The organism is Sorangium sp. So ce119 (assembly GCF_051524405.1).
Taxonomy (GTDB): Bacteria; Myxococcota_A; Polyangia; order Polyangiales; family Polyangiaceae; genus Sorangium; species Sorangium cellulosum_G.
Genome location: NZ_CP150310.1, coordinates 7,885,572 through 7,904,815, shown reverse-complemented (window position 1 = coordinate 7,904,815; position 19,244 = coordinate 7,885,572). Strand labels below are relative to the sequence as shown.

Here is a 19,244-nt window from a genome sequence, read left to right as displayed (position 1 = left end):
GGTTACGGAAAAAAGACTTGCTGTCTGCGGTCGATGGGAGAGTGGCTCACCGCGATGGATGGATATCCAGGGAATCGATGTCTCGGGGCCCGCGGAGAGCGCTTATCGAATCGAGCATTCGCGCCGTGCGGGCGCGCTCATGGTGCGCCGCACGGACGCTCAGGGGGACCGTGCGGGCGTACTCATGGACGGGCAGCTCGCCTCGGCGGCGCTCGCCCTGCTCCTCGCCCCCTTGCCTCACCGCCCGCCCCCCGGCACGCTCCTGCCATGGGCCAGCCCGCCGAGAAGCAGCGCCGGACTGGATCTGCGAGGTCCTGAGCGCATCCACGGAGGACGTCGACCGTGACGAGAAGATGCCGATCTACGCGCGTGAGGGCGTGCGGCACGCGTGGCTCGTCGACCCGATCGCGCGCACGCTGGAGGTCTACGTGCTCGGCGAGGATCGTCGCTGGGGGTCTGCGGTGATCCACCGCGACGCTGCGCGCGTCCGCGTCAAGCCGTTCGACGCCGTCGAGCTCGATCTCTCGGTGCTCTGGGCGTAGCTGGCCGCCGCGCTGACAAGGGCGCTCTGCCCGCGGTGAGGGTGAGCGTCGTAGCTCAGATGAACTCGACCAGTGCGATCCAGTCGTTCGAATGTTATCGGCCGTGCCCCGGGAAGGCTGCTCGGGCGTCGCGAGGAGCTTGCCGAGCGCTTCGTTCGCCACGCGCGCGGCCTCGCGGTCGCCAGCGGCGAGCGCCACCCGCACGAGCTCGGTCATCTGCTCGAGCAGGAGGGCGCGCGGCGAGCTCGTCCCCGACGACGCCGTTGCCGGTCACGGCGAGGACGGCGGGGTGCCGGCGCGAACGACAGGCACGGCGGGCGAGCCGTCGCCCACCGCGAGCGCATGCTCACCAGCGAGGCGCGGCGACGCCTGGGTGGGTGGGGCCGGTTCGCCGGGGGCGGGGTTGAACCCACCGCTGGACCCAAGCCCCCCGGTTTCGTCCACATCTCCAGCCCTCGGGTCGTCGCTTTCGCGAACGAGTTCGGGCAGTTCTACCTGGGGTGAGTAACGGGATTTGAACCCGCGACACCTGGAGCCACAATCCAGTGCTCTACCAACTGAGCTATACCCACCGTTCTTCGCGGCCCGAGGGCTGCGAAGGCCTGGCAGAATACTCAGCTCCGCGCGGAGTGCAATCGGGTACCGCACCGACACGTCGCTGTTTTTTCAACCCGCCCCCGGCGGAGGCGCCGGCGCCCGGCGTCGCTCCCGTCCAGTCCCGGGCCCCCCCGGCGCGGCCCGCGGCCGCCGCCGTCTGCGGCCGCCGCCCCTCGGCCCGCGCGGCCCCGCCTCGGCCCCCCGGCCGTCGCGCCCTCGGGCCGACCGCTCAGAGCGTCGCCCAGCGGCGCATCGCGACCCGGCGGGCCCGGTCCAGATCCGCCCGGTGGCGCGTCGAGATCGGCGCGCGCTGCGCCGGGGGCGGCGCCGATTGCCCCGGCTGCCCGGGCGCGCCCGCCAGCTCCTCGGCCGGCTCGCGGCCGGAAGCCGCGAGCAGCGCCGCCGTCAGCGAGCCCTCGAGCGCGGCCAGGTCGTAGCCGCCCTCCAGGAGGAGGGCGAGCCGCCCCCGCGCCTTCGCGGTCGCCATCGCCGCGAGCCGGCGGCCCATCGCCGCGTAAGCCCCGCGCGACAGCTTCATCCCCGCCATCGGATCGCGCTCGTGCGCGTCGAACCCCGCCGAGACCAGGATCAGCTCGGGCGCGTACTCGTCGAGCACCGGGAGGACGATCTCGTCGAACGCCGCCTCGTAGACCGCGTCCGTCGCGCCGTCGGACAGCGGCACGTTCACCGTGTAGCCCACGCCCTCGCCGCCGCCGATCTCCTCGGCGGAGCCGGTGCCCGGATAGAACGGCCACTGGTGCAGCGAGCAGAACAGCACCCGCGGGTCGTCCCAGAAGACGTCCTGCGTGCCGTTGCCGTGGTGCACGTCGAAGTCGATCACCGCCACCCGCGAGAGCCCGCTGTGGAGCGCGGCCCTCGCCGCCACGGCGACGTTGTTCAGGAGGCAGAAGCCCATGCCGGCCTCGCGCGTGGCGTGGTGACCGGGCGGGCGCAGCAGCGCGACCCCGAGCTGACCGGGGCCCGCGAGCACCGCCTCGACCAGCGCCACCGCGGCGCCGGCGCCCCGCCTCGCCGCGTCGACCGAGCGCGGGACGACGTAGGTGTCGGGGTCAAGCGCCGCGTAGTGGCCGTTGATCCGATCGAGCGACTCCAGGTACCGCGGGGCGTGGACCCGGGCGAGCTCGTCCTCGGTGGCGTCGCGCGGCGTGACGCGCTCCAGCGAGAGGCCGGACGCGGCGCAGCGCTCGATCGCGCGGCGGGCGGCCTCGAGCCGCTCCGGGCGCTCGGGGTGCGCGCCGCGCGCGCGGTGTTGTTCGAACAGCGCGTCGTCGACGACGTGGAGGCGCGGGGCCTCGGAGTGCGGCTGATTCAAGTGCACCATGAGCTGGGTGGAGAGTTGTAGCAGCGCCGCAGCGGATGGTAGCTTGCCCTGAGCCCCGGAAAGAAGGAGTGGAGACGCAGGATGCGCGGAAAGATCATCGCAGTCTTCGCCGTGATTGTCCTCATGGTCGGAGGGCTCGCGTACGCCCTCGCGCGCGCCTCCCTCGGGCAGATCGCCAGCCCGGGCGAGGCGCCCCGCGCGCTCGCGGCCGCCATGGCGCAGCTCCAGGTGGACGGCCTCGTGCTGGAGCGGTGGCTCGCCTCCCACGCGAGCGACCCGAAGCTGCGCGAGCCGTTCAACGCCGGCACCGCCCCGGCCCGCGCCGAGGCGGCCACCAGCGCCGCCAACGCCATCCGGGAGGCGGTCGCCGCCTCGCCCGAGCTGGCGAGGACCCCGCCGTCCCTCGTCGTCCTCGTCGACACGAAGGGCGTGGTGCTCGGGCGGAACGCCTCCGCGCTCATGCGCGGGGACAACCTCGGCGCCGTCTACCCGTCGCTGAAGCTCGCCATCGAGCAGGGCGTGACCGGCTCGGACGTGTGGGTGAGCCGGGCGCGCAACGAGCAGCTCCTCGCGTCCTACGCGCCCATCCGCAGCGACGCCGGGCAGATCATCGGCGCCGTCGCGGTGGGCACCGCGCTGAACGACGAGCGGCTGACCAACGCGAGCGAGCGCACGAGCGGGCGCCTGCTCGTCGTCGCGATGCAGTCGGGCGACGGGCTCGACGTCGTGGCGAAGTCGCGCGACGCTCCGCCGCAGCTCGTCGGGGCGCTCACCGCGTCGCCGGCGAAGGACGGCGCGCTGCACGCGCTGAGCTCCGGGCGGATGGTCGACATCGGCGGGCTGTCCGGCGAGTACAGCGCCGTCGGGCACGCGCTCGACGGCTACGGCGACGGGCGGCGGGCGGTGCTCCTCAGCATCGCGCAGCTCAGGACGCCGGGCCTCGCGAACAGCCTGCTGTGGCCGCTGCTCGGCGTCACCGCGCTCGGGCTCGTGCTCGTCGTCATCGCCGCCTACTTCCTCGACGCGTACATCTCGCAGCCGGTCTCCGAGATCGAGGACGGCCTGCTGGCGATCATGAACGGCCGGACCGACCTCCGGTTCGGGATCGAGCACGCCGAGCTCGGCGGGCTCGTGTTCCGGCTGAACTCGCTCCTGAACCAGCTCCTCGGCGTGCAGGAGGACGAGACCGACGCCGAGGGGCGCCCGTCGCGCGCCCCGACGTCGGCGTCGTTCCGGGACGCCCTCGAGGTCGACGAGCGGATGGCCGCGCTGTCCGCCGACGAGATCCCCGCCGACGCCAAGGCGCTCCTCGAGGAGCCGGAGGACGCCTACTACGCGCGCATCTTCGCCGAGTACGTCGCCGCGAAGCGGTCGCTCGGCGACCCGGTGGACCACATCACCCGCGACGCGTTCGTCGCGCGCCTCAAGGCGAGCGAGCAGGAGCTCGGGCAGAAGCACGGCAAGCCGATGCGCTACAAGGTCGAGGTGCGCGGCAAGGAGATCGTGCTCCTCGCCGTGCCGCTCGCCTAGGGCTCTGCGTCGCGGACCGGAGAGGGATCAACGCGAAGACGCCAGGGCGCAAAGACGCAAAAAATCAATCATTTCATGATTTTTTGCGTCTTGGCGCCTTTGCGCCTTGGCGTTGAATCTCTCTTCTCGCGAGGCAGATCCCTGGCAGGATTTCTGCCCGGCGGAACTAGTGCAGCACGGCGTCCGGGCCCTCGTGCAGCTCGACGCGCCCCGACGAGGGCTCGCGGCGGAGCGCGATCACGTCGGAGAGCTCGCAGCCGAGCGCGATCGCCGGCGACGACGTCGTGACGATCCACTGCACGTTGGGCAGCGCCGCGCGCAGGCGGCCGGGGAGCGAGCGCTGCCGGTGCACCGGCTGCTGCGCCTCGATGTCGTCGATCAGCACCACCCCCTCGGCGAGGCGCGGATCGCCGCTCGGGTGCGCGGACGCGAGCGCGCGGAGCGCCAGCGCGCCGAACGCGACGGCGTGCCGCGCGCTCCGCCCGAGGTCGTCGAAGTCGACGCGCTGGCCGTCCGCGCGCTCGAAGATCGGCTCGAGCCGGAGCGGGTCGACGCCCACGTACCTCGCGCCGTGGCCCTCGAGCAGCGCCGCGAGCACCTCCCTCAGCGCGCGATCGAGGGCGTCGAGGCGCGCTGCCTGCGCGTGCGGCGCGGCGCGCGATCGCGCGTCGGAGGGCGCGCGCGGCAGGACATCCGGCAGCGCTTCTGCTCGCCCTTCCGGTAGCCCGTTTGCCTGTGCGTCCGGCTGCGCGTCTGCGCTCGCGTCCGGTCGCGCGTCCGGCCTGTCCGCCGAGCGGCCGCGCGCGAGCGCGGCGGCGACGGGGATGAACGAGAGCACCTGCTTGGTCTCGCGCGCGAGGTCGGTGCGCGTCGCGTCGTCGAAGCTCGCGGCCGCGCGCACGTCGTAGCGGAGGACGCTGCGCTCGGGCGTCGTCAGCATGACGGACGTGCGCGAGAACCAGCGCGCGCCCGAGAGCGCGACGAGGACGAAGCCCCCCTCCGCCGCGCGCCGCTCGAACAGCGACTGCTCCCTCCGCCGCAGGAGCGCCGCGTCCTCAAGCTCGTCGAGGCGCGCGTTCGGGCTCGCGACGCGCAGCGGGTGCGCGCGCGCTGGATCGTCCGTCCCGAGCATCCAGTCGGTGACCACGAGCGGGGTCGCGCCGTCGTCGGCGCGCGACCTCTGCTGTGCGACCGCGTACCCGGGACGCGTCGACGCGATCGCGGACAGGATCGAGGTCTTGCCGACCCCGTCGCCGCCGAAGAGGACCACGAGCCGGCGCGGCGCGCCGGCGGCGTCCTCGAAGGACAGCGAGAGGTCATCGAAGGGGCCGACGTGGGCGAGGCGGACGCGGGAGAGCAGCACCGACCGCGAAGCTATCACCGCGCAGCGCGCGTGGATCCACGCCGGCGCTGCAGCCGGCGCCGCGCGCCGCCGCGCGCCGGTAGCCTCGGCTGCGTCTGCCGCTGGGGCTGCACCGGCGCGCCCCCGACGCGCCGTGGCATGCCTCGCGGATGCGCCTCCGCCCCGCGCAGCCGGTAGCGCGCGGGGGCGCGGCGGCATAGATTCGTGATCCGGGGTCGTCACCGTGCTGCGCAAGCTGCCTCCGCCGGATTTCCGCTACGTGTGCCTCCACCCGGAGCCCGGCTCGACCGGCGCGCTCGCCGCGGCGGGGACCGCGGGGCTCGCGGGCGTCTCCGCGGCCATCTGGGGCGCCGGGAGCCAGACGCTCTCGCTGGGGCTCATGGCGATGGGGAGCGCGCTCGGCGTGCTCGCGCTGGCCCGCGCCGAGCATCGCCTCCAGGCCCAGCGCGGCGCGCGCGAGGTGACGATGGCCGTCGTCCCCTGGGGCATCCTCGTCGACCCGGACACGGCGCCGCGCGTGCTCCGGTGGCCCGCCGTGAAGCGGGTGAGCGTGGACGTGTCCCACACGATGCGCGGCGGGACCCCCGCCATCGTGTCGAGCCTCGTGACCGTGCACACGGCGCGCGACGTGCTCGCCGGCCGCGCCGCGGGCGCGGTCGACCTGGAGCGGCTCCTCGCCAACCTCGAGGGCTACGCGCAGGAGGCGGCGCGGCCCGTCGCGGCCGACATCGAGGGGCAGACGGCGCTCGGCGACGGCGTGACCGAGCCGATCGCCGCGGCCCTGCTGCAGGCGGCGGACGGCGTGTGCGCGACCAGCCGCGGCTCTGCGCAGCTCGCCCTCCCCGGGGGCGGCTACCGCACGGCGGCGGCGCGCGCGGCGGCGCCCGAGACGATCGCGGTGCTGCGCTCGGCGCTCTCGTGGAGCTACGACTGCCCCGCCGATCCGCGGCCGCTGGCGGCCGTCCTCGCGGGCGAGCTCGGGGCGGCGGAGCTCGTGCCCGAGCTGCTGCGGCTCGCGAGCTCGCCGCACCCCGTGGCCGCCGCGTTCGGCAAGGCCGCCGCGCTCCGCCTCGGTGCGCCGCCGAACCGCGCCGGCTCGCTCGACGAGGTCGCGGCCTTCCTGTTCGAGGAGGACGTCGAGATCGGCAAGCGGTGGATCGCGTCGGGCCCGACACTTTGTTTGCGACCTGGCGCTGAAGCTTGCTAGCTAGAGGGGTCGGCAGCGCGAGCGCTGCGGCGCGAGCGGCCTGCGCGCGGAGGCCGCCGCCCCGCGGCCCTCTGTCCTCACGGCGCGCTGCCGGCGGATCGTCCACCGCGTCGGGTCGGCTATGAAACGGGCTCCGTCGCCACCGAAGCCGTCGTCACGGGCAGCGCGCCGCCGGCTCGCCGCCGCGTGTGTCCTGGGCCTCTCGCTCGCCGCGTGCGCGGAGCACCGCGCGGCCGGCCCGCCGCCGTCGCAGAGCACCGCGCGCGCCGCGCCGCCGGCCGTGCCGTCCGCCGTGAGCGGCGCCGCCGCGGCCGTCGCGGCCGTCGCGTCGCCGGTGATGGACGGCGCGTGGGTCGAGGCGGTGCGCCTCGAGCGCTGGGCCGAGGCGGCGGAGCGGATCGACGCGCTGCCCATGGAGCAGCGGGCGCTGCCCGCGGTGAAGTTCGCGCGGGCGCGCGTCGCGTTCGAGCTCGGCGACCACGGCAAGGCGGTGGAGCTGCTCCACGGCCTCGAGCAGGCGCTGCCGCTGCTCGCCCGCGAGGTGGCGCGCTACCGCGCCGAGGCCGCGTTCGAGGTGGGCCCGTTCCTCGAGGCGGCGGCGTACTTCGAGCGCGCGGGCGGCGCGCCCGGCCTCGCGCGCGCGGCGGTCGCCGCCATGAAGGGCGGCGACCTCGCGCAGGCCCGCGCGCTCGCGGACCGGGCCGTCGTCGCGGCGCAGCGCGCGCGCAAGTCGCGCGACGAGGCGGCGGCGCGGCTCGCGCGGGCGCGCGTCCTGCTCGCCGCGCGCGACGCGGCCGAGCGGTCCGGGGACAAGGGCCCCGCGAACGCCGCCGCGGCGGAGCTCGCGCTCGCGGACCTCCGGTGGATCGTGAAGAGCGCGCCGTCGTCGGCCGACGGGCGCGAGGCCGCGGCGCTCCTCGCCGCGACGCCGGGGCCGCTCTCGCCGGAGGAGCGGATCCAGAAGGTCGACGCCATGGTCGCCGCGGGCAGCGCGTCGCAGGCGATCGCCGAGCTCGACAAGGTCTCGGGCGTGTCCGCGGCGGAGCTGCACCACCGCCGCGCCACGGCGCTTTACCAGGCGCGCGACTACGAGGGCGCGGCCGAGGCGTTCCTCAAGGTCGCGGCGTCGCCGTCGGCGCGCCAGGCCGAGCAGCTCCACCTCGCGGCGCGCTCGCTCTCGCGGCTCCGGCGCGAGGGCGAGGCGATCGAGCGGCACCTCGCGGTCGCGCGCCGGTTCCGCAAGACCCGGTGGGGGGAGCTCTCGAGCCTGCTCTCGGCGCGGCTGCTCATGCAGGTCGGCCGCTACGCCGAGGCCGTCGCGCAGTACGGCCGGTTCCTCTCGGCCTACCCGCGGAGCGAGCGGCGCCGCGACGCGACCTACGAGCGCGCGCTCGCGATGCTGTCGACGAGCAACGCCGCGCGGGCGCGGCAGCCGCTCGAGCAGCTCGCGCGCGACGCGGGCGCGGCCGACGCGGCGAAGCTGCGCGAGCTCGCGGGGCTCGCGGCGCTGCGCGGCGGCGATCGCGACGGCGCGGCGCGGCTCTGGGCGCAGGTGATGCGGGAGCAGCCGCTCTCGTGGGGCGCGCTGCTCGCGCGGTCGCGCCTCGCGGCGGTGGGCGCGCCGATGCCGCCGCTGCTCGTCCCGGCGTCGCTCGCGGACGCCCGGGCGGTGGACGTGAAGCTGCCGCCGGCCGCGGCGCTGCTCGCGTCGATGGGGCTCGACCGCGACGCGGAGGCCCACATCGCCGAGAACGAGCGCGCGGCGACCGCGCCGTACGCGGGCCAGGAGAGCGAGGCGCTCTGCAGGATGTACGGCATGCTCTCGCCCGCGAAGCGCCGCTACCGGGTGGGCACGCAGGCGGTCTCCGCCGCCGCGCTCCAGCGCGCGCCCTCGCAGGCCGATCGCTGGACGTGGGAGTGCGTCTATCCGGAGCCGTACGTCGGCGAGGTGCGCGCGCTCGAGGCGCAGCACGGGCTGCCGCGGGGCCTCGTCCACGCGCTGATGCGCCAGGAGAGCGCGTTCGATCCCGTCGTGGTGAGCCCCGCGAGCGCGGTCGGCCTGATGCAGCTCATGCCGGCGACGGCCAGGAAAGCCGCGAGCGAGCTCTCGCTCGGCTTCGAGCTCGATCAGCTCAAGAGCGCGCCGATCAACCTGCGCCTCGGCGGCTTCTACATCGGCAAGCTGCTCCGGACGTTCGAGGGCAGCCTGCCGCTCGCGACCGCGGCGTACAACGCGGGCCCGACGGCCGTGTCGCACTGGCTCGAGGGCAACATCGACCGGGACACCGACGTGTGGGTGGCGCGGATCCCCTACGACGAGACGCGCACCTATGTGGGTCGCGTCCTCTCGAACCTCGCGCGGTACCAGTGGCTGGACGGCGGCGACGCGTCCGTGGAGATGCTCCCGCTCACGCTCCCCGCGGACGCGCGCGCCCCGGCGGACGCGTACTGAGGCGCGCCACCCAGGTACGCGCACGACGGTCGCGGTTCGACGGACGCCACCGAGGTACGCGCACCGAGGGCGGCCGCCGCCGTACAGCGCGGAGCTTCCTGTCGCGCTGAAATTGCGCTGTGTGCTTGAACTTGCGGGCGGGTGCTTTCACCGTGATGGGGTGGCAGGAACCGCTGGAAGTGACGGCGTGTTCAAGCGCTGCGGGGTTCTCATCCAGCCCTATGCAGACGCCCGCTTCGTCAGCCGGCTGCTCACGTCGGCGCTGGCCTGGCTGCTCGTGCTCTTCTCCATCGCCTCGCTCGTGGAGCCCCTGGCCGGCCGGCTCGCGATGGCGCTCCTCATGCCGGTCCTGCTGCTCGGGTCGCTGCTCGTGCTGCTCTGCGTGGCGTGCGTGCTCTACGCGCCGCTCGCGTGGCTCTGGGCGGCGCTCGGCTCGTCCGGCGCGTCGATCGTCCGGGTGAGCAACGCGCTGTGGATCGAGCGCCCCGGCGATCGGAGCTCGTTCCCGCTCCTCTCGCTCACGAGCGCGCGGCTCTCGAGCTGCGGCGGCGAGGTCGCCCTGAAGACGGACGACGGCGACGTGATCCGCGTGCGCGTCGAGGACTCGGCCGACGCGGAGCGGCTGCTCGGCGCGATCGCCGCCGGCCGGGAGCAGGGCACGTGGAGCGTCCGGCTCCATGACGACGTCGCGCCGCCGCTCCGGCGCCGCCTGTTCGTCGGGGTCGCGTCGCTCGTGTCGCTGATCTGCTGGTCGGTGCTCGATCCGGACGTGGCGCTCTCGCTCGGCGTCGTCACGGGCGCCTCGGCGTGGGCGCTCGCCGCGCTGCTCCGGGAGGGCGCCGCGCCCCGCGTGCTGGTGGCCGGCAGCGACGGGCTGTCGCTGCGGGACGACGCGGGCGAGCGCTTCATCCCCTACGCCTGCATCGAGCGGATCGACGAGACCGCGCTCGGCGTCGAGCTCGGGCTCGCGGGGGGCGAGGAGGTCCTGCTCACGATCGTGCCGCCGCAGCTCCTGCGCGATCCCAGCGAGACGGGGCTCAGCATGGTGCTCGCCGAGCGGCGCCGCGAGCACCTGCTCGCGCTGCTCCGCGAGCGGAGCGGGCGCGGCGCCCCCGAGGCGGGGCGCGCGGGCGCGCTCCTCGAGCGCCGCGGCCTCGCGGCGCCCGCGTGGCGCGCGGCGCTGCGCCGCCTCGTGGACGAGGCCGGCGCCGACTACCGCACGGCGAGGCTCACCCGGGAGCAGGCGTATGCGGTGCTCGAGGACGGCGGCGCGCCGGCCGAGCTCCGCATCGGCGCCGCGCTCGCGCTCTCGTCGTCGCGCGACGACCACACCGCGGAGCGGCTGCGGATCGCGGCAGAGGGGTGCGCGAGCCGCGACGTGCGCCTCGCGATCGAGCAGGCGGCCGAGGGCGAGGTCGACGACTGGACGCTGGAGCGGGCGCTCTCGTCCTCCACCGCGGGGCAGGTCGCCCACGCGCTGCGGTCCACGGCGCCGGCGGCGTAGCGGCCGCCCGTCGCGGGGCGGCGGGTTGATTTCTTCTCGCCTTCCGGCCTTCCTGTTCTCAGTACTCTCTCACGAGGACGCGCGGCCCGTCTGGTCTGTCCAGCCGGGCCGCCGAGGGCGCGTGCTGCGCCCGTGATCGCCGAGGTAGCCCCGATGGAAGGCCCGCTCCAGGATCCTTACGCTTCGGTCGCCGTTCACGCGCCGCGCCCCCCGGCACGCGCGGGCCGCGCCGCGCGGATCGCGCTGCTCGTCGTCGCGGTCCTCGCGTCGGTCGGGTTCGGCGCGCTCGTGGTGGCGCCGCGCCTCCGCGCTCCCGCGCCGGCGAGCGGGGTGGTCGTGCGGCCGTCTCCTGCGCTCGTCATCGCGATCCGCGATCTGGCGCGGCTCGAGACCACGGAGGTGCACGTCGAGAAGGTCGTGGATCTGGCCGACCGCCAGAGCCGCCTGTTCGGCCTGGTGCAGGCGACCGACGCGCTCCTGCTCGTCGCCGTCGGCCACGTCACGATCGGCGTCGATCTCGCGCGGATCGGCGACGACGACATCGCGATGGATCCGGAGACCGGCGTCGCGCGGATGACGCTGCCGGCGCCGGAGGTCTTCTCGACGCGGCTCGACGAGGACGGGACGTACGTCTACACGCGGTCGACGAGCCTGCTCGCGCGGCGCAACGAGCAGCTCGAGTCGCGGGCCCGGAAGGAGGCGACCGAGGCGATCGAGAAGGCCGCGCTCGAGGGGGACGTGATGGCGCGCGCGAGGGCGCAGGCCGAGCGGCAGCTCACGGCGCTCGCGACGCAGCTCGGCGCGAGGCGGGTGGAGATCCGCTGGCGCGACGTGGGCGTCGGCGGGGACTGAAGAGGCCTCGCGATCGCCGCGCCGATGCCCCTTCAGGCTCCGGTCACGACCGCGACGTCGCCGTCCAGCTTGCCCGCCTTTGCCGCTCGCCTCCTCACCAGGGGACCGGGCCTGCGTCGTCCGAGAAGGTGCCAGTCGCTCCGTCGGGACCGAGCAGCGCGAGCCGCACCGGCTCGCGCGCGCCTTCGGCGACGGTGCGCGTCCCGCTGTGGTTGTTGAGATCGGTCGCGACGTAGCCGGGGCACACCGCGTTGACCTTGATCGCGGTGCCGGCGAGCTCCTGCGCGAACGCGATCGTCACCGCGTTGAGCGCGCTCTTCGACGGGCTGTACGCGACGCCGCCGACGCCGCGGTTCGGGCTGGCGGGATCGCTGATCCAGGTCATCGAGCCGAGGCGGCTCGACACGTTGACGATCCGCCCGGTCGGCGCCTCGCGGAGGAGCGGCAGCATCGCCTGGGTCACGGCGATCACGCCGAACACGTTGGTCTCGAACACGGCGCGGACGTCGGCGAGCGAGGCCACGCTCGGCCTCCCGCTCTTGGCGATCTCGTCGACCGTGACCCCGCTCTGCGCTGCGCCTTTGGCGATGCCAGCGTTGTTGACGAGGACGTCGAGCCGGCCGAGCTCGCGACGGATCCGCGCCGCGGCGGCGGCGATCGAGCCGGCGCTCGTGACGTCGAGCGCGATCGCGCGAGCATCGCCGGTGATCTGCTTGGCCGCGGCCTCGCCGCGCGCGAGGTCGCGCGAGCCGACGAGCACGATGTGGCCGCGCGCCGCGAGCTCCTTCGCGATCGCGTGACCGATACCTTTGTTGGCCCCCGTGACGAGGGCGACGGGTTTGTCTTGCATGTCCCCTGGATAGGAATCGCCGCGGGCGCCGCCTTGGCGATTCTTGGCCGGTCGAGCGGGCGCCAAGAATGCCCAAGCCGAGGGGGCGCGTCGGTCCTAGGATGGGGGCGTGGCGACCCGTGCCGACGTTCTTGCCGTCCCCGTGCCCGGTGTGCGCGTTACGCGCTGGTCGACCGACGAGCTCTACGCCGGCATGAAGGATATGTACGCGATCGCTCGCATCGAGGTCGGGCGCTCGGAGTGGTGGTGCCGCGGAAAGGTGTGGAGCTGCGGCCCGGGCTCGTTGCAGATCCTGCAACCCGGCGACGTGCACCGCGACATCTCGCGCGACGGCTCGGGCACGGGCCAGTGCGTCGCGCTCTCGGCGCGCATGGTCGAGGGTGTGATCGGCAAGGTCTGCGTCCATCCACAGCTCGCCGCCGGTGACGAGCGGGGCGCGGCGTTCCACCGCCTGCATCACGCGGTGCGCGCCGGCGCCGATCGTCTCGTGCTCGAGGTCGCGGTCGCCGAGGCGATCGGCGCCCTCGCGGCGGTGGGTGACGCGCCGCGCGAGCACACGCGGCCGGTGCGCCGCGCGATCGAGCTCCTGCGGGAGCGGCTCGCAGAGCCGGTGACGCTCGACGACCTCGCTGCGCACGCCGGCCTCGACAAGTTCCACCTGTGCCGCGCGTTTCGCGCGCAGATCGGCATGTCTCCGTACGCGTACCTGACGCGGCTGCGGATCATGCGCGCGAAGGAGATGCTCGTCGCCGGCGTGATGCCGCGCGACGTCGCCCCGCAGGTCGGCTTCTACGACCAGAGCCAGCTCAACCGGCACTTCCGGCGCATCGTCGGCACGACGCCAGGCCAGTACGCGCGCGGCGTCCACAGCGGGGCTGTATCGAGCTCGGCTGAGCGCCGGGCCAGAGGGTACCCCGACCCACATTAGCTCCCGTTCGCGCGGGCCACCTCGTCCGCCGAGGCGGCCGACGTGGTCCTCCTGGTGGGAAGCCCCTGGCGAGCCGGCGCCGGGCGCCCTCAGGGCTCCTCCGGCGCACGCGATGCGCCCCGGTCGAGCGCGTCCCCGAGCAGCCGACAGACATCCTGCTCGGACACGGGCGCGTAGTCCTCGTACCAGAGTCCGACCGAATAGACAGGATCTCGGATATGGCAATACACGAACTCGCGTGCTCGCCGGGAGAGCTCCGCGTACGCGGCGTGGGACGCGACGGGGACCGCGATGACGATCGCCGCCGGGCCCACGTGCTCGACGGCCGTCACGGCGGCCCGCATGCTCGCTCCGGTCGCCACGCCGTCGTCGACGAGGAGGATCGTTCGGTCCCGGATGTCAGGCGCCCTGTGGCAGCCGTAGTAGACGCGCTCCAGGCGCTCCACCTCCCGGGCCTCCGCATCGGCGAGCCATTGTACCGTCCTGTCCGAGACGCCCAGCGCTCGGCAGAGCTCTTCGTCGACGACCCGGACGCCGCCGCTCGTGACGGCGCCGATCGTCATGCGATGATCGCCGGGGGCCACGATCCGGCGCGCGATCAGCACGTCGAGCGGCGCCCGCAGGAGCTTCGCTATCTCGAAGCCGACCAGCACTCCGCCTCGCGGCAGCGCCAGGACGGTCACGTCCTCCCGCCCCGCGTAGGCGGTCAGCCGCGACGCGAGCTGGCGGCCGGCGTCGGCCCGATCTCGAAATGGCATGTCTCTCCCTCCACCGAGCGCCGCTGGCGGCGCTCGGTGGAGCGTGCAATTGTCCCGCCAGGCGCCGCGCCTGACGCCGCCGGGGCGCTCTGTTCGCGTGGATCGCCTGGTCGCCCCCTGGCGCTCATGCGTCGCGACTCACCGCGACCGTTGATCGTCTTCCTCACGTGCTCGCCGCGCCGGGTGCTCCTCCGCTCCCGGGCCGCGCGTCAGGGCGCGCAGGCGATCAGGGCCGACCGGCTCTTCGGCCATCCAGGGGACGATCGCGATCCTTCGGGCATGCCGTTGGCGCACCGCCTCGATCTGGTCGAGCTCGGCTGCGACGCGCTGCTCGAGGCAGGCGTCCGTGACACCCGTGGCCGCGAGGCTGCTGTTGATGACCCAGGCGAAGGGCTCGATCTGAGCGCGACGCAGATCCGTCTGTAGCCGCGCCGCTTCCGAGACGGGCGTCGTCTCCGCGAGCGTCACCAGCAGGATCTTGGTGTACTGCGGATCGCGCAGCCTCATGAGAGGGGTGACGAGCCGGGCTGACGCGTGCTTCGCGTCAGCGTCGACGGCCATCGTCTGCCGGTGATACGAGCCCGTCGCGTCGAGGAGGAGGAGCGTGTGCCCGGTAGGTGCCGTATCGAGGACGACGAAGCTCGAGCGCGCCTGGGAAACGATCCGGGAAAAGGCCGTGAAGACCGCCACCTCTTCGTAGCAGGGCGAGCGGAGATCCTCGGCCAGAAGGGCTCGTCCCGCCTCGTCGAGGTTGCCCCCGCGGCTCGCCATCACGCGCTCCACGTACACCTTCGTCTCGGCGACCGGATCGATGCGGCTGACCTTCAGGCTGCCGAGCTGGCCGTCGAGCGTCGCGGCGACGTGAGCAGCGGGATCGGTGGTGCTGAGATGAACCTGGTGACCGCGCGACGCGAGCTCCGCGGCGATCGATGCGGCGATCGTCGTCTTTCCCACCCCGCCCTTGCCCATCACCATCACCAGCCCGCGGCCAGGCGCCGCGATCTCGTCGATGAGCGACCGAAGGGGTGGCAGCGATGGCGCCACGAGCGGAGGGACGGCGCGCGTGAGCTCTGCGGACGCACGCTCGTTCAGAAACGCTCGGAGAGCCGGCAAACCGACCATGTTGAAGGCGCGCAGAGGGATCTGCGTCATGGGCAGTCGTCGCAGCCGAGGGGGCAGCTCGCGGAGCGCTGCTCGACCCCGCTGCTCGAGCGCGACGGCGATCGGGTCGGCGGGGTCTCTCGCCTCGAACATCGCGTTGACGACGAGGTGCTGGTTCTGGAGACCCAGCGCCTCGAGTTCGCCCGATGTCCGCTCCACCTCGCGCAGCGCAGCGCGATCAGGCCGCGTCACGAGGACGATGGTCGTGCGTTCACCGTCAGCCAGCGCCTCGACCGCGGCGGCGAACCGCGTCGCTTGCATCTTCAACCCCGAGTGCGGGCCCAGACACGAAGCCCCGTGCGTGGCCGACCCGAGGAAGGTGGACCAGGCGCGCGGCAAGCTGAGCAGCCTCAGCGTGTGTCCGGTCGGCGCCGTGTCGAACAGGATGTGATCGAACGGCGCGCTCTGCTCGTCGCCGGCGAGGAGCGCGGCGAACTCGTCGAACGCCGCGATTTCCACGGTGCAGGCGCCGGCGAGCTGCTCGCGCAGCTCGGCGATCTGGGGCTCGGTCCAGGTGTCGCGGTAGGGCGCGATCACGCGCTCTCGATACGCGTCGGCCGCTCTCTCGGGATCGATGTTGAGCGCGGAGAGCCCGTCGACGCCGGGGATCGGCGTGGGTCGATGACAGAGCGCGACGCCGAGCATCTCGTCCAGGTTCGACGCAGGGTCGGTGCTGACGAGGAGGATGCGCTTCCCGGCGTCGGCGAGCCGGATCGCGGCCGCGCACGCGAGCGCTGTCTTGCCGACGCCCCCCTTCCCCGTGAAGAAGAGGAAACGGCTCGGCTGTTCCAGGAAGCTCGTCAAGCGGCCACCTCCTCGATGCGCGTCGCCTTCATCACGGCTGCGCGGGGGCAGATGCCATCACGCACGCGCAACCGCAAGGCGGTACTCGCCGGTCACCGCTGCCTGACGTCCAGAGAGAAGCAGAGAATCCGGAACGCAGATCGGCCAAGCTCGCCAGACGGCTCGGGCGCGGGGCGCCGGCCGGCCGCGTGGGGGGACGCCGCCGGGCTGGCGCGCGCATGCATCGAGGCGGGCGCGCTGGAGTAGCCGAGCTCCCGCTCAGCGCGAGAACCACGCCTCGCTCAGGTACTTCTCCCCCTCGTCCGGGAACAAGGTGACCACGTTCCTCAGCTCCGGGCTCTTCTCCTTGACCCTCCTCGCGGCCAGGAGGTTCGCCCCGGAAGAGACCCGGACGAAGCAGCCGTGCACCCTTGCGATCCGCCTCGCCTCCTCGATGGCCTCTCCGTCCTCGACCAGGAGGACGTCGTCGATGAGCTCGATGTTGTCGTCGATGAGCGGGGGCACGAACCCCTCGGCGATACCCTCGATCCGGTGGGGCCGGCACACCTCGGACTGGCCGTGCAGCCGCCCGTGGACGAGGGCGCACCGGGCAGGCTCGACGCCGAGGACCTTGACCGCCGGGTTGACCCGCCGGAACGCCCTCGCGAGGCCGATCAGGGTCCCTCCGGACCCGATCGCCGCGACGACCGCGTCGATGCGCCGGCGCCCGAAGGCGCGGAGGATCTCCCCGCCGAGGTGCTTCTCGTGGTCTTCCGCGTTCCAGGGGCTCGCGAACTGGTTCACGTGGAAGTGATCCTTCTCGCTCCCCAGGGCGATCGCGCCTTGCACGGCAAGATCCATCCGGTCCCGCGGGACGGTGCGCACGCCCGCGCCGAACGCCTTCATCATCCTGTAGCGCTCCTGGGAGAGGCCCTCGGGGATGAAGATCGTCACCTTGTATCCTTTCACGGCGCCGACCATGGAGACGGCTGTTCCCGTGTTTCCGGACGAGGCCTCCACGATCGTGGCGCCCTTCTTCAGGAGCCCCGTCGTCTCCGCCTTCTCGATGACGTACCTGGCGAGCCTGTCTTTGACGGAGCCAGAGGGGCTCCGGAATTCGCATTTCACGTGAACGCCGTCGAGCGTCAGCAGGGGAGTCTTGCCTATCTCGTCGAGTATCGTCTTCATGTCCATGGCCCCGCGTTGTCCAGCGCGTGTGCCGGCGCCACGATCTCGCGCCGCGCTCCCCTGCGCTGCTCTGCTGACTCGCGGTGCACGACCTGGACCGCTCGGCTGTGTCACCGCCGCGTCGCGTGCCGGACGTCCTCGCCCCGGACGAGGAACACCACCATCTCGGCCAGGTTGGTCGCGTGGTCAGCGAGCCTCTCCACGTGCTTCGCGAAGAACATCATCGACACGCACTGATCGACGACGCCCGGCTGTCGCCGCATCTCTGCGCGGAGCTCGTCGAACACGTCCACGAGCATCCGATCCACATCGGCGTCCGCGGCGAGCACGCCCTCGGCCTTCGCGACGTCCCGGGTGAGGAACGCCTCCAGCGCGTCGCAGCACCTCGGGCTCGACCGCGAGGACCCGCGCGAGGCAGAGCCGCTGCTGCTGCTCGCTCGTCAGCGCGAGGGCGGGCTCGCACAGCCAGAAATCTGCCGGATTAAACGCTCAGTCCCTCGGCGCGGAGCTTCGCGGGTGCAACCATGCCCGGTCTCTGGCCGAGGAGCGATTCGTTCCCGGGCGGGCTCACGAGGGCTCCCCGTGCGCGAGCAGCGCGTCCAGCGACCTGCCGTCATGGAGCAGCCGGATCGCCTCGGCCAGGAGCCCGTCCAGGCGGACGAGCTCGATCGGGAGCGCCGGGCACGCGGCGGCGGCGACGCTGTTCGTCACGAGGAAGCGGAGCACCGGGAGGGTGGGGAGCTGGATCACCGCCGTGCCAACGAAGAGGGCGTGGGTCGCGACGACGACGATGTCCGGCGCGCAGCCCGCCGAGAGCAGGGCGTTCACGGCGGCCTCGATCGTCCCGCCGGTGCTGATCATGTCGTCGACGAGGAGGGGCGACCGCCCCCGGACCTCGCCCGTGATCGTATGCACCCTGACGTCCTCGCCGCTCAGGCGGGTCTTGTGCACGACGGCGACCGGCAGGCGGAGGAGCCGCGCATGGCGATCCGCGAGCTTCGCAGCGCCCAGGTCCGGCGCCACGATCACGCTGCGTTCGGAGATCCAGGGGCGCGCTGCCTCCAGGAGCAGCGGCGCGGCGCTCAGGTGCTCGAGCGGGATGGAGAAGAACCCCTCGAGCGCGGCGCTGTGGAGGTCGACGGCCACCACGCGCGAGAGGCCCGCCGTCCTGAAGAGATCGGCGACGAGCCGGGCCCCTACCGGCTCCCTCCCCGAGGCGCGGCGGTCGTGGCGGGCATAGCCGAAATACGGCACGACGGCCGTCACGCGCGAGGCCCCCGCGCGGCGACATGCATCCGCGAGGAACAGGAGCTCGAGGATGTGCTCGTCGACCGGTGGGCTCGTCGGCTGGAGGAGATACACGTCCCGCCCTCGCACGCTCTCCCGGATCTGCACGTGAAGCTCGCCGTCCGCGAAGCGGCGCACCAGGGCGTCGCCCAGGCCGACGCCGAGGCGCTCCGCCACGGCCTGCGCGAGAGGGAGGTTCGCGTTGCCCGCGAAGAGGCAGATCTCCATGGCTCTCCGCTACGCCGCGCCGCAGAGGACCGTCTCCCGGACAGCGGCGCGGAAAAGGGGTTGCTCGTGGTGCATCGCGGGACACCTCCTGGACGAGCGCGGCCGCCCTCCTGTGGCCGCCCTCGACGACGCTCTCTGATGCAAGTGATGCAACCCCAGGGCCTGAGCTCTCCGGTGTCGCCCGCTTGCCTCGGCCGTCGTCACGCCGCTCGCCTGCGCGGCGCACCGGCCTCCATGACGGTTCGGTGCTGGCGAGCACGCGGGCTCGCCATCCTCCGCACGCTGCCCGGAAGCGCCGGGACGCCGGCGAACCAGGACGGCGTCGCGGCAGGCGCTCCCGACGTCGCAGGACCCGATGACAGCGAGGCGTCGCATCACCATGTACGCCTCGGTCCTGGGGACATGCCGCTCGCGGATCAGGAGGAGATATGGCCAAGCTTCATTTCGAGCTCGACGAGCGCGAGGCGAGAGACGTGAGGACAGCCCTGTCGATCCGGCTCGTGGGGATGCGAGAAGAGCTGGTCCATACCGATGATCGAGAGTACCGGGCGGACCTGAAGGCGGCGATCGAGCGGCTCGAAGTGGTGCTCCGGCGCCTCGACGCGATCCTGGCCGAGCTGACACCGACACCGTAGAGGTCGGTCGCAGGGCAAGCTGACGTGAGGGAGGCTG

At 73.5% G+C, this 19,244-nt stretch carries 15 protein-coding genes, 1 tRNA gene and 1 pseudogene; 8 read left to right on the top strand and 9 right to left on the bottom strand.

Annotation, left to right across the window (positions count from 1 at the left end):
• Window positions 1-284: 284 nt before the first annotated feature.
• Window positions 285-542 (top strand): annotated as a pseudogene (locus WME76_RS29740) (Uma2 family endonuclease); the annotation flags it as partial.
• A gap of 496 nt (window positions 543-1,038) precedes the next feature.
• Here the strand turns inward: WME76_RS29740 and WME76_RS29735 are convergent.
• Window positions 1,039-1,114, bottom strand: a tRNA-His gene (locus WME76_RS29735).
• Between the two features lie 254 nt (window positions 1,115-1,368).
• A complete protein-coding gene (locus WME76_RS29730) occupies window positions 1,369-2,481 on the bottom strand; it encodes a histone deacetylase family protein (RefSeq protein ID WP_437955638.1) in 1,113 nt (370 codons plus the stop codon).
• Window positions 2,482-2,562: 81 nt separating this feature from the next.
• On the opposite strand from WME76_RS29730, the gene WME76_RS29725 reads away from it, so the two are divergent.
• Complete coding sequence (locus WME76_RS29725) at window positions 2,563-4,011, top strand: MXAN_5187 C-terminal domain-containing protein (protein WP_437955637.1); 1,449 nt, start codon at window positions 2,563-2,565, stop codon at window positions 4,009-4,011.
• Window positions 4,012-4,177: 166 nt separating this feature from the next.
• Here WME76_RS29725 and WME76_RS29720 read toward each other — a convergent pair whose 3' ends face one another.
• Window positions 4,178-5,374, bottom strand: a complete 1,197-nt coding sequence (locus tag WME76_RS29720) for a hypothetical protein (protein ID WP_437955636.1) — start codon at window positions 5,372-5,374, stop codon at window positions 4,178-4,180.
• A gap of 223 nt (window positions 5,375-5,597) precedes the next feature.
• On the opposite strand from WME76_RS29720, the gene WME76_RS29715 reads away from it, so the two are divergent.
• The 4 genes from WME76_RS29715 to WME76_RS29700 all read left to right on the top strand — a co-directional run bounded on the left by WME76_RS29715 (window position 5,598) and on the right by WME76_RS29700 (window position 11,389).
• Window positions 5,598-6,581: a hypothetical protein gene (locus WME76_RS29715; protein WP_437955635.1), complete on the top strand. Its 984-nt coding sequence runs from the start codon at window positions 5,598-5,600 to the stop codon at window positions 6,579-6,581.
• 121 nt (window positions 6,582-6,702) lie between these two features.
• Window positions 6,703-9,033, top strand: coding sequence for a transglycosylase SLT domain-containing protein (locus tag WME76_RS29710; protein ID WP_437955634.1), 2,331 nt, complete (start codon window positions 6,703-6,705; stop codon window positions 9,031-9,033).
• A 187-nt stretch (window positions 9,034-9,220) separates the two neighbouring features.
• On the top strand, window positions 9,221-10,537 hold the full coding sequence (locus tag WME76_RS29705) for a hypothetical protein (protein WP_437955633.1): 1,317 nt from the start codon (window positions 9,221-9,223) through the stop codon (window positions 10,535-10,537).
• 153 nt (window positions 10,538-10,690) lie between these two features.
• Window positions 10,691-11,389 (top strand): DUF4230 domain-containing protein, encoded by a 699-nt coding sequence (locus tag WME76_RS29700; RefSeq protein ID WP_437955632.1) that lies wholly within the window; start codon window positions 10,691-10,693, stop codon window positions 11,387-11,389.
• A 94-nt stretch (window positions 11,390-11,483) separates the two neighbouring features.
• On the opposite strand, the gene WME76_RS29695 is transcribed toward WME76_RS29700, so the two are convergent.
• Complete coding sequence (locus WME76_RS29695) at window positions 11,484-12,239, bottom strand: SDR family oxidoreductase (RefSeq protein ID WP_437955631.1); 756 nt, start codon at window positions 12,237-12,239, stop codon at window positions 11,484-11,486.
• Between the two features lie 109 nt (window positions 12,240-12,348).
• On the opposite strand from WME76_RS29695, the gene WME76_RS29690 reads away from it, so the two are divergent.
• Entirely contained in the window at window positions 12,349-13,167 is an 819-nt protein-coding gene (locus tag WME76_RS29690; protein ID WP_437955630.1) for a helix-turn-helix domain-containing protein, read from the top strand.
• An 89-nt stretch (window positions 13,168-13,256) separates the two neighbouring features.
• Here the strand turns inward: WME76_RS29690 and WME76_RS29685 are convergent, their stop codons facing one another.
• The 5 genes from WME76_RS29685 to WME76_RS29665 form a co-directional block, all read right to left on the bottom strand.
• On the bottom strand, window positions 13,257-13,925 hold the full coding sequence (locus WME76_RS29685; RefSeq protein ID WP_437955629.1) for a phosphoribosyltransferase: 669 nt from the start codon (window positions 13,923-13,925) through the stop codon (window positions 13,257-13,259).
• Window positions 13,926-14,063: 138 nt separating this feature from the next.
• Entirely contained in the window at window positions 14,064-15,890 is a 1,827-nt protein-coding gene (gene arsA / locus WME76_RS29680; protein ID WP_437955628.1) for an arsenical pump-driving ATPase, read from the bottom strand.
• Between the two features lie 258 nt (window positions 15,891-16,148).
• Window positions 16,149-17,057, bottom strand: coding sequence for a PLP-dependent cysteine synthase family protein (locus tag WME76_RS29675; RefSeq protein WP_437955627.1), 909 nt, complete (start codon window positions 17,055-17,057; stop codon window positions 16,149-16,151).
• 110 nt (window positions 17,058-17,167) lie between these two features.
• On the bottom strand, window positions 17,168-17,428 hold the full coding sequence (locus tag WME76_RS29670; protein ID WP_437962168.1) for a phosphate signaling complex PhoU family protein: 261 nt from the start codon (window positions 17,426-17,428) through the stop codon (window positions 17,168-17,170).
• A gap of 196 nt (window positions 17,429-17,624) precedes the next feature.
• The gene (locus WME76_RS29665) at window positions 17,625-18,572 is read right to left on the bottom strand and encodes a ribose-phosphate diphosphokinase (protein WP_437955626.1); all 948 of its coding nucleotides are present in this window, start codon (window positions 18,570-18,572) and stop codon (window positions 17,625-17,627) included.
• Window positions 18,573-19,000: 428 nt separating this feature from the next.
• On the opposite strand from WME76_RS29665, the gene WME76_RS29660 reads away from it, so the two are divergent.
• Entirely contained in the window at window positions 19,001-19,207 is a 207-nt protein-coding gene (locus WME76_RS29660; RefSeq protein ID WP_437955625.1) for a hypothetical protein, read from the top strand.
• Window positions 19,208-19,244 lie beyond the last annotated feature (37 nt).

Coding starts and splice junctions, on each gene's coding strand:
- WME76_RS29730 (WP_437955638.1), bottom strand. CDS start 2,481: ATGGTGCACTTGAATCAGCCGCACTCCGAGGCCCCGCGCCTCCACGTC.
- WME76_RS29725 (WP_437955637.1), top strand. CDS start 2,563: ATGCGCGGAAAGATCATCGCAGTCTTCGCCGTGATTGTCCTCATGGTC.
- WME76_RS29710 (WP_437955634.1), top strand. CDS start 6,703: ATGAAACGGGCTCCGTCGCCACCGAAGCCGTCGTCACGGGCAGCGCGC.
- WME76_RS29700 (WP_437955632.1), top strand. CDS start 10,691: ATGGAAGGCCCGCTCCAGGATCCTTACGCTTCGGTCGCCGTTCACGCG.
- WME76_RS29695 (WP_437955631.1), bottom strand. CDS start 12,239: ATGCAAGACAAACCCGTCGCCCTCGTCACGGGGGCCAACAAAGGTATC.
- WME76_RS29685 (WP_437955629.1), bottom strand. CDS start 13,925: ATGCCATTTCGAGATCGGGCCGACGCCGGCCGCCAGCTCGCGTCGCGG.
- WME76_RS29675 (WP_437955627.1), bottom strand. CDS start 17,057: ATGAAGACGATACTCGACGAGATAGGCAAGACTCCCCTGCTGACGCTC.
- WME76_RS29665 (WP_437955626.1), bottom strand. CDS start 18,572: ATGGAGATCTGCCTCTTCGCGGGCAACGCGAACCTCCCTCTCGCGCAG.
- WME76_RS29660 (WP_437955625.1), top strand. CDS start 19,001: ATGGCCAAGCTTCATTTCGAGCTCGACGAGCGCGAGGCGAGAGACGTG.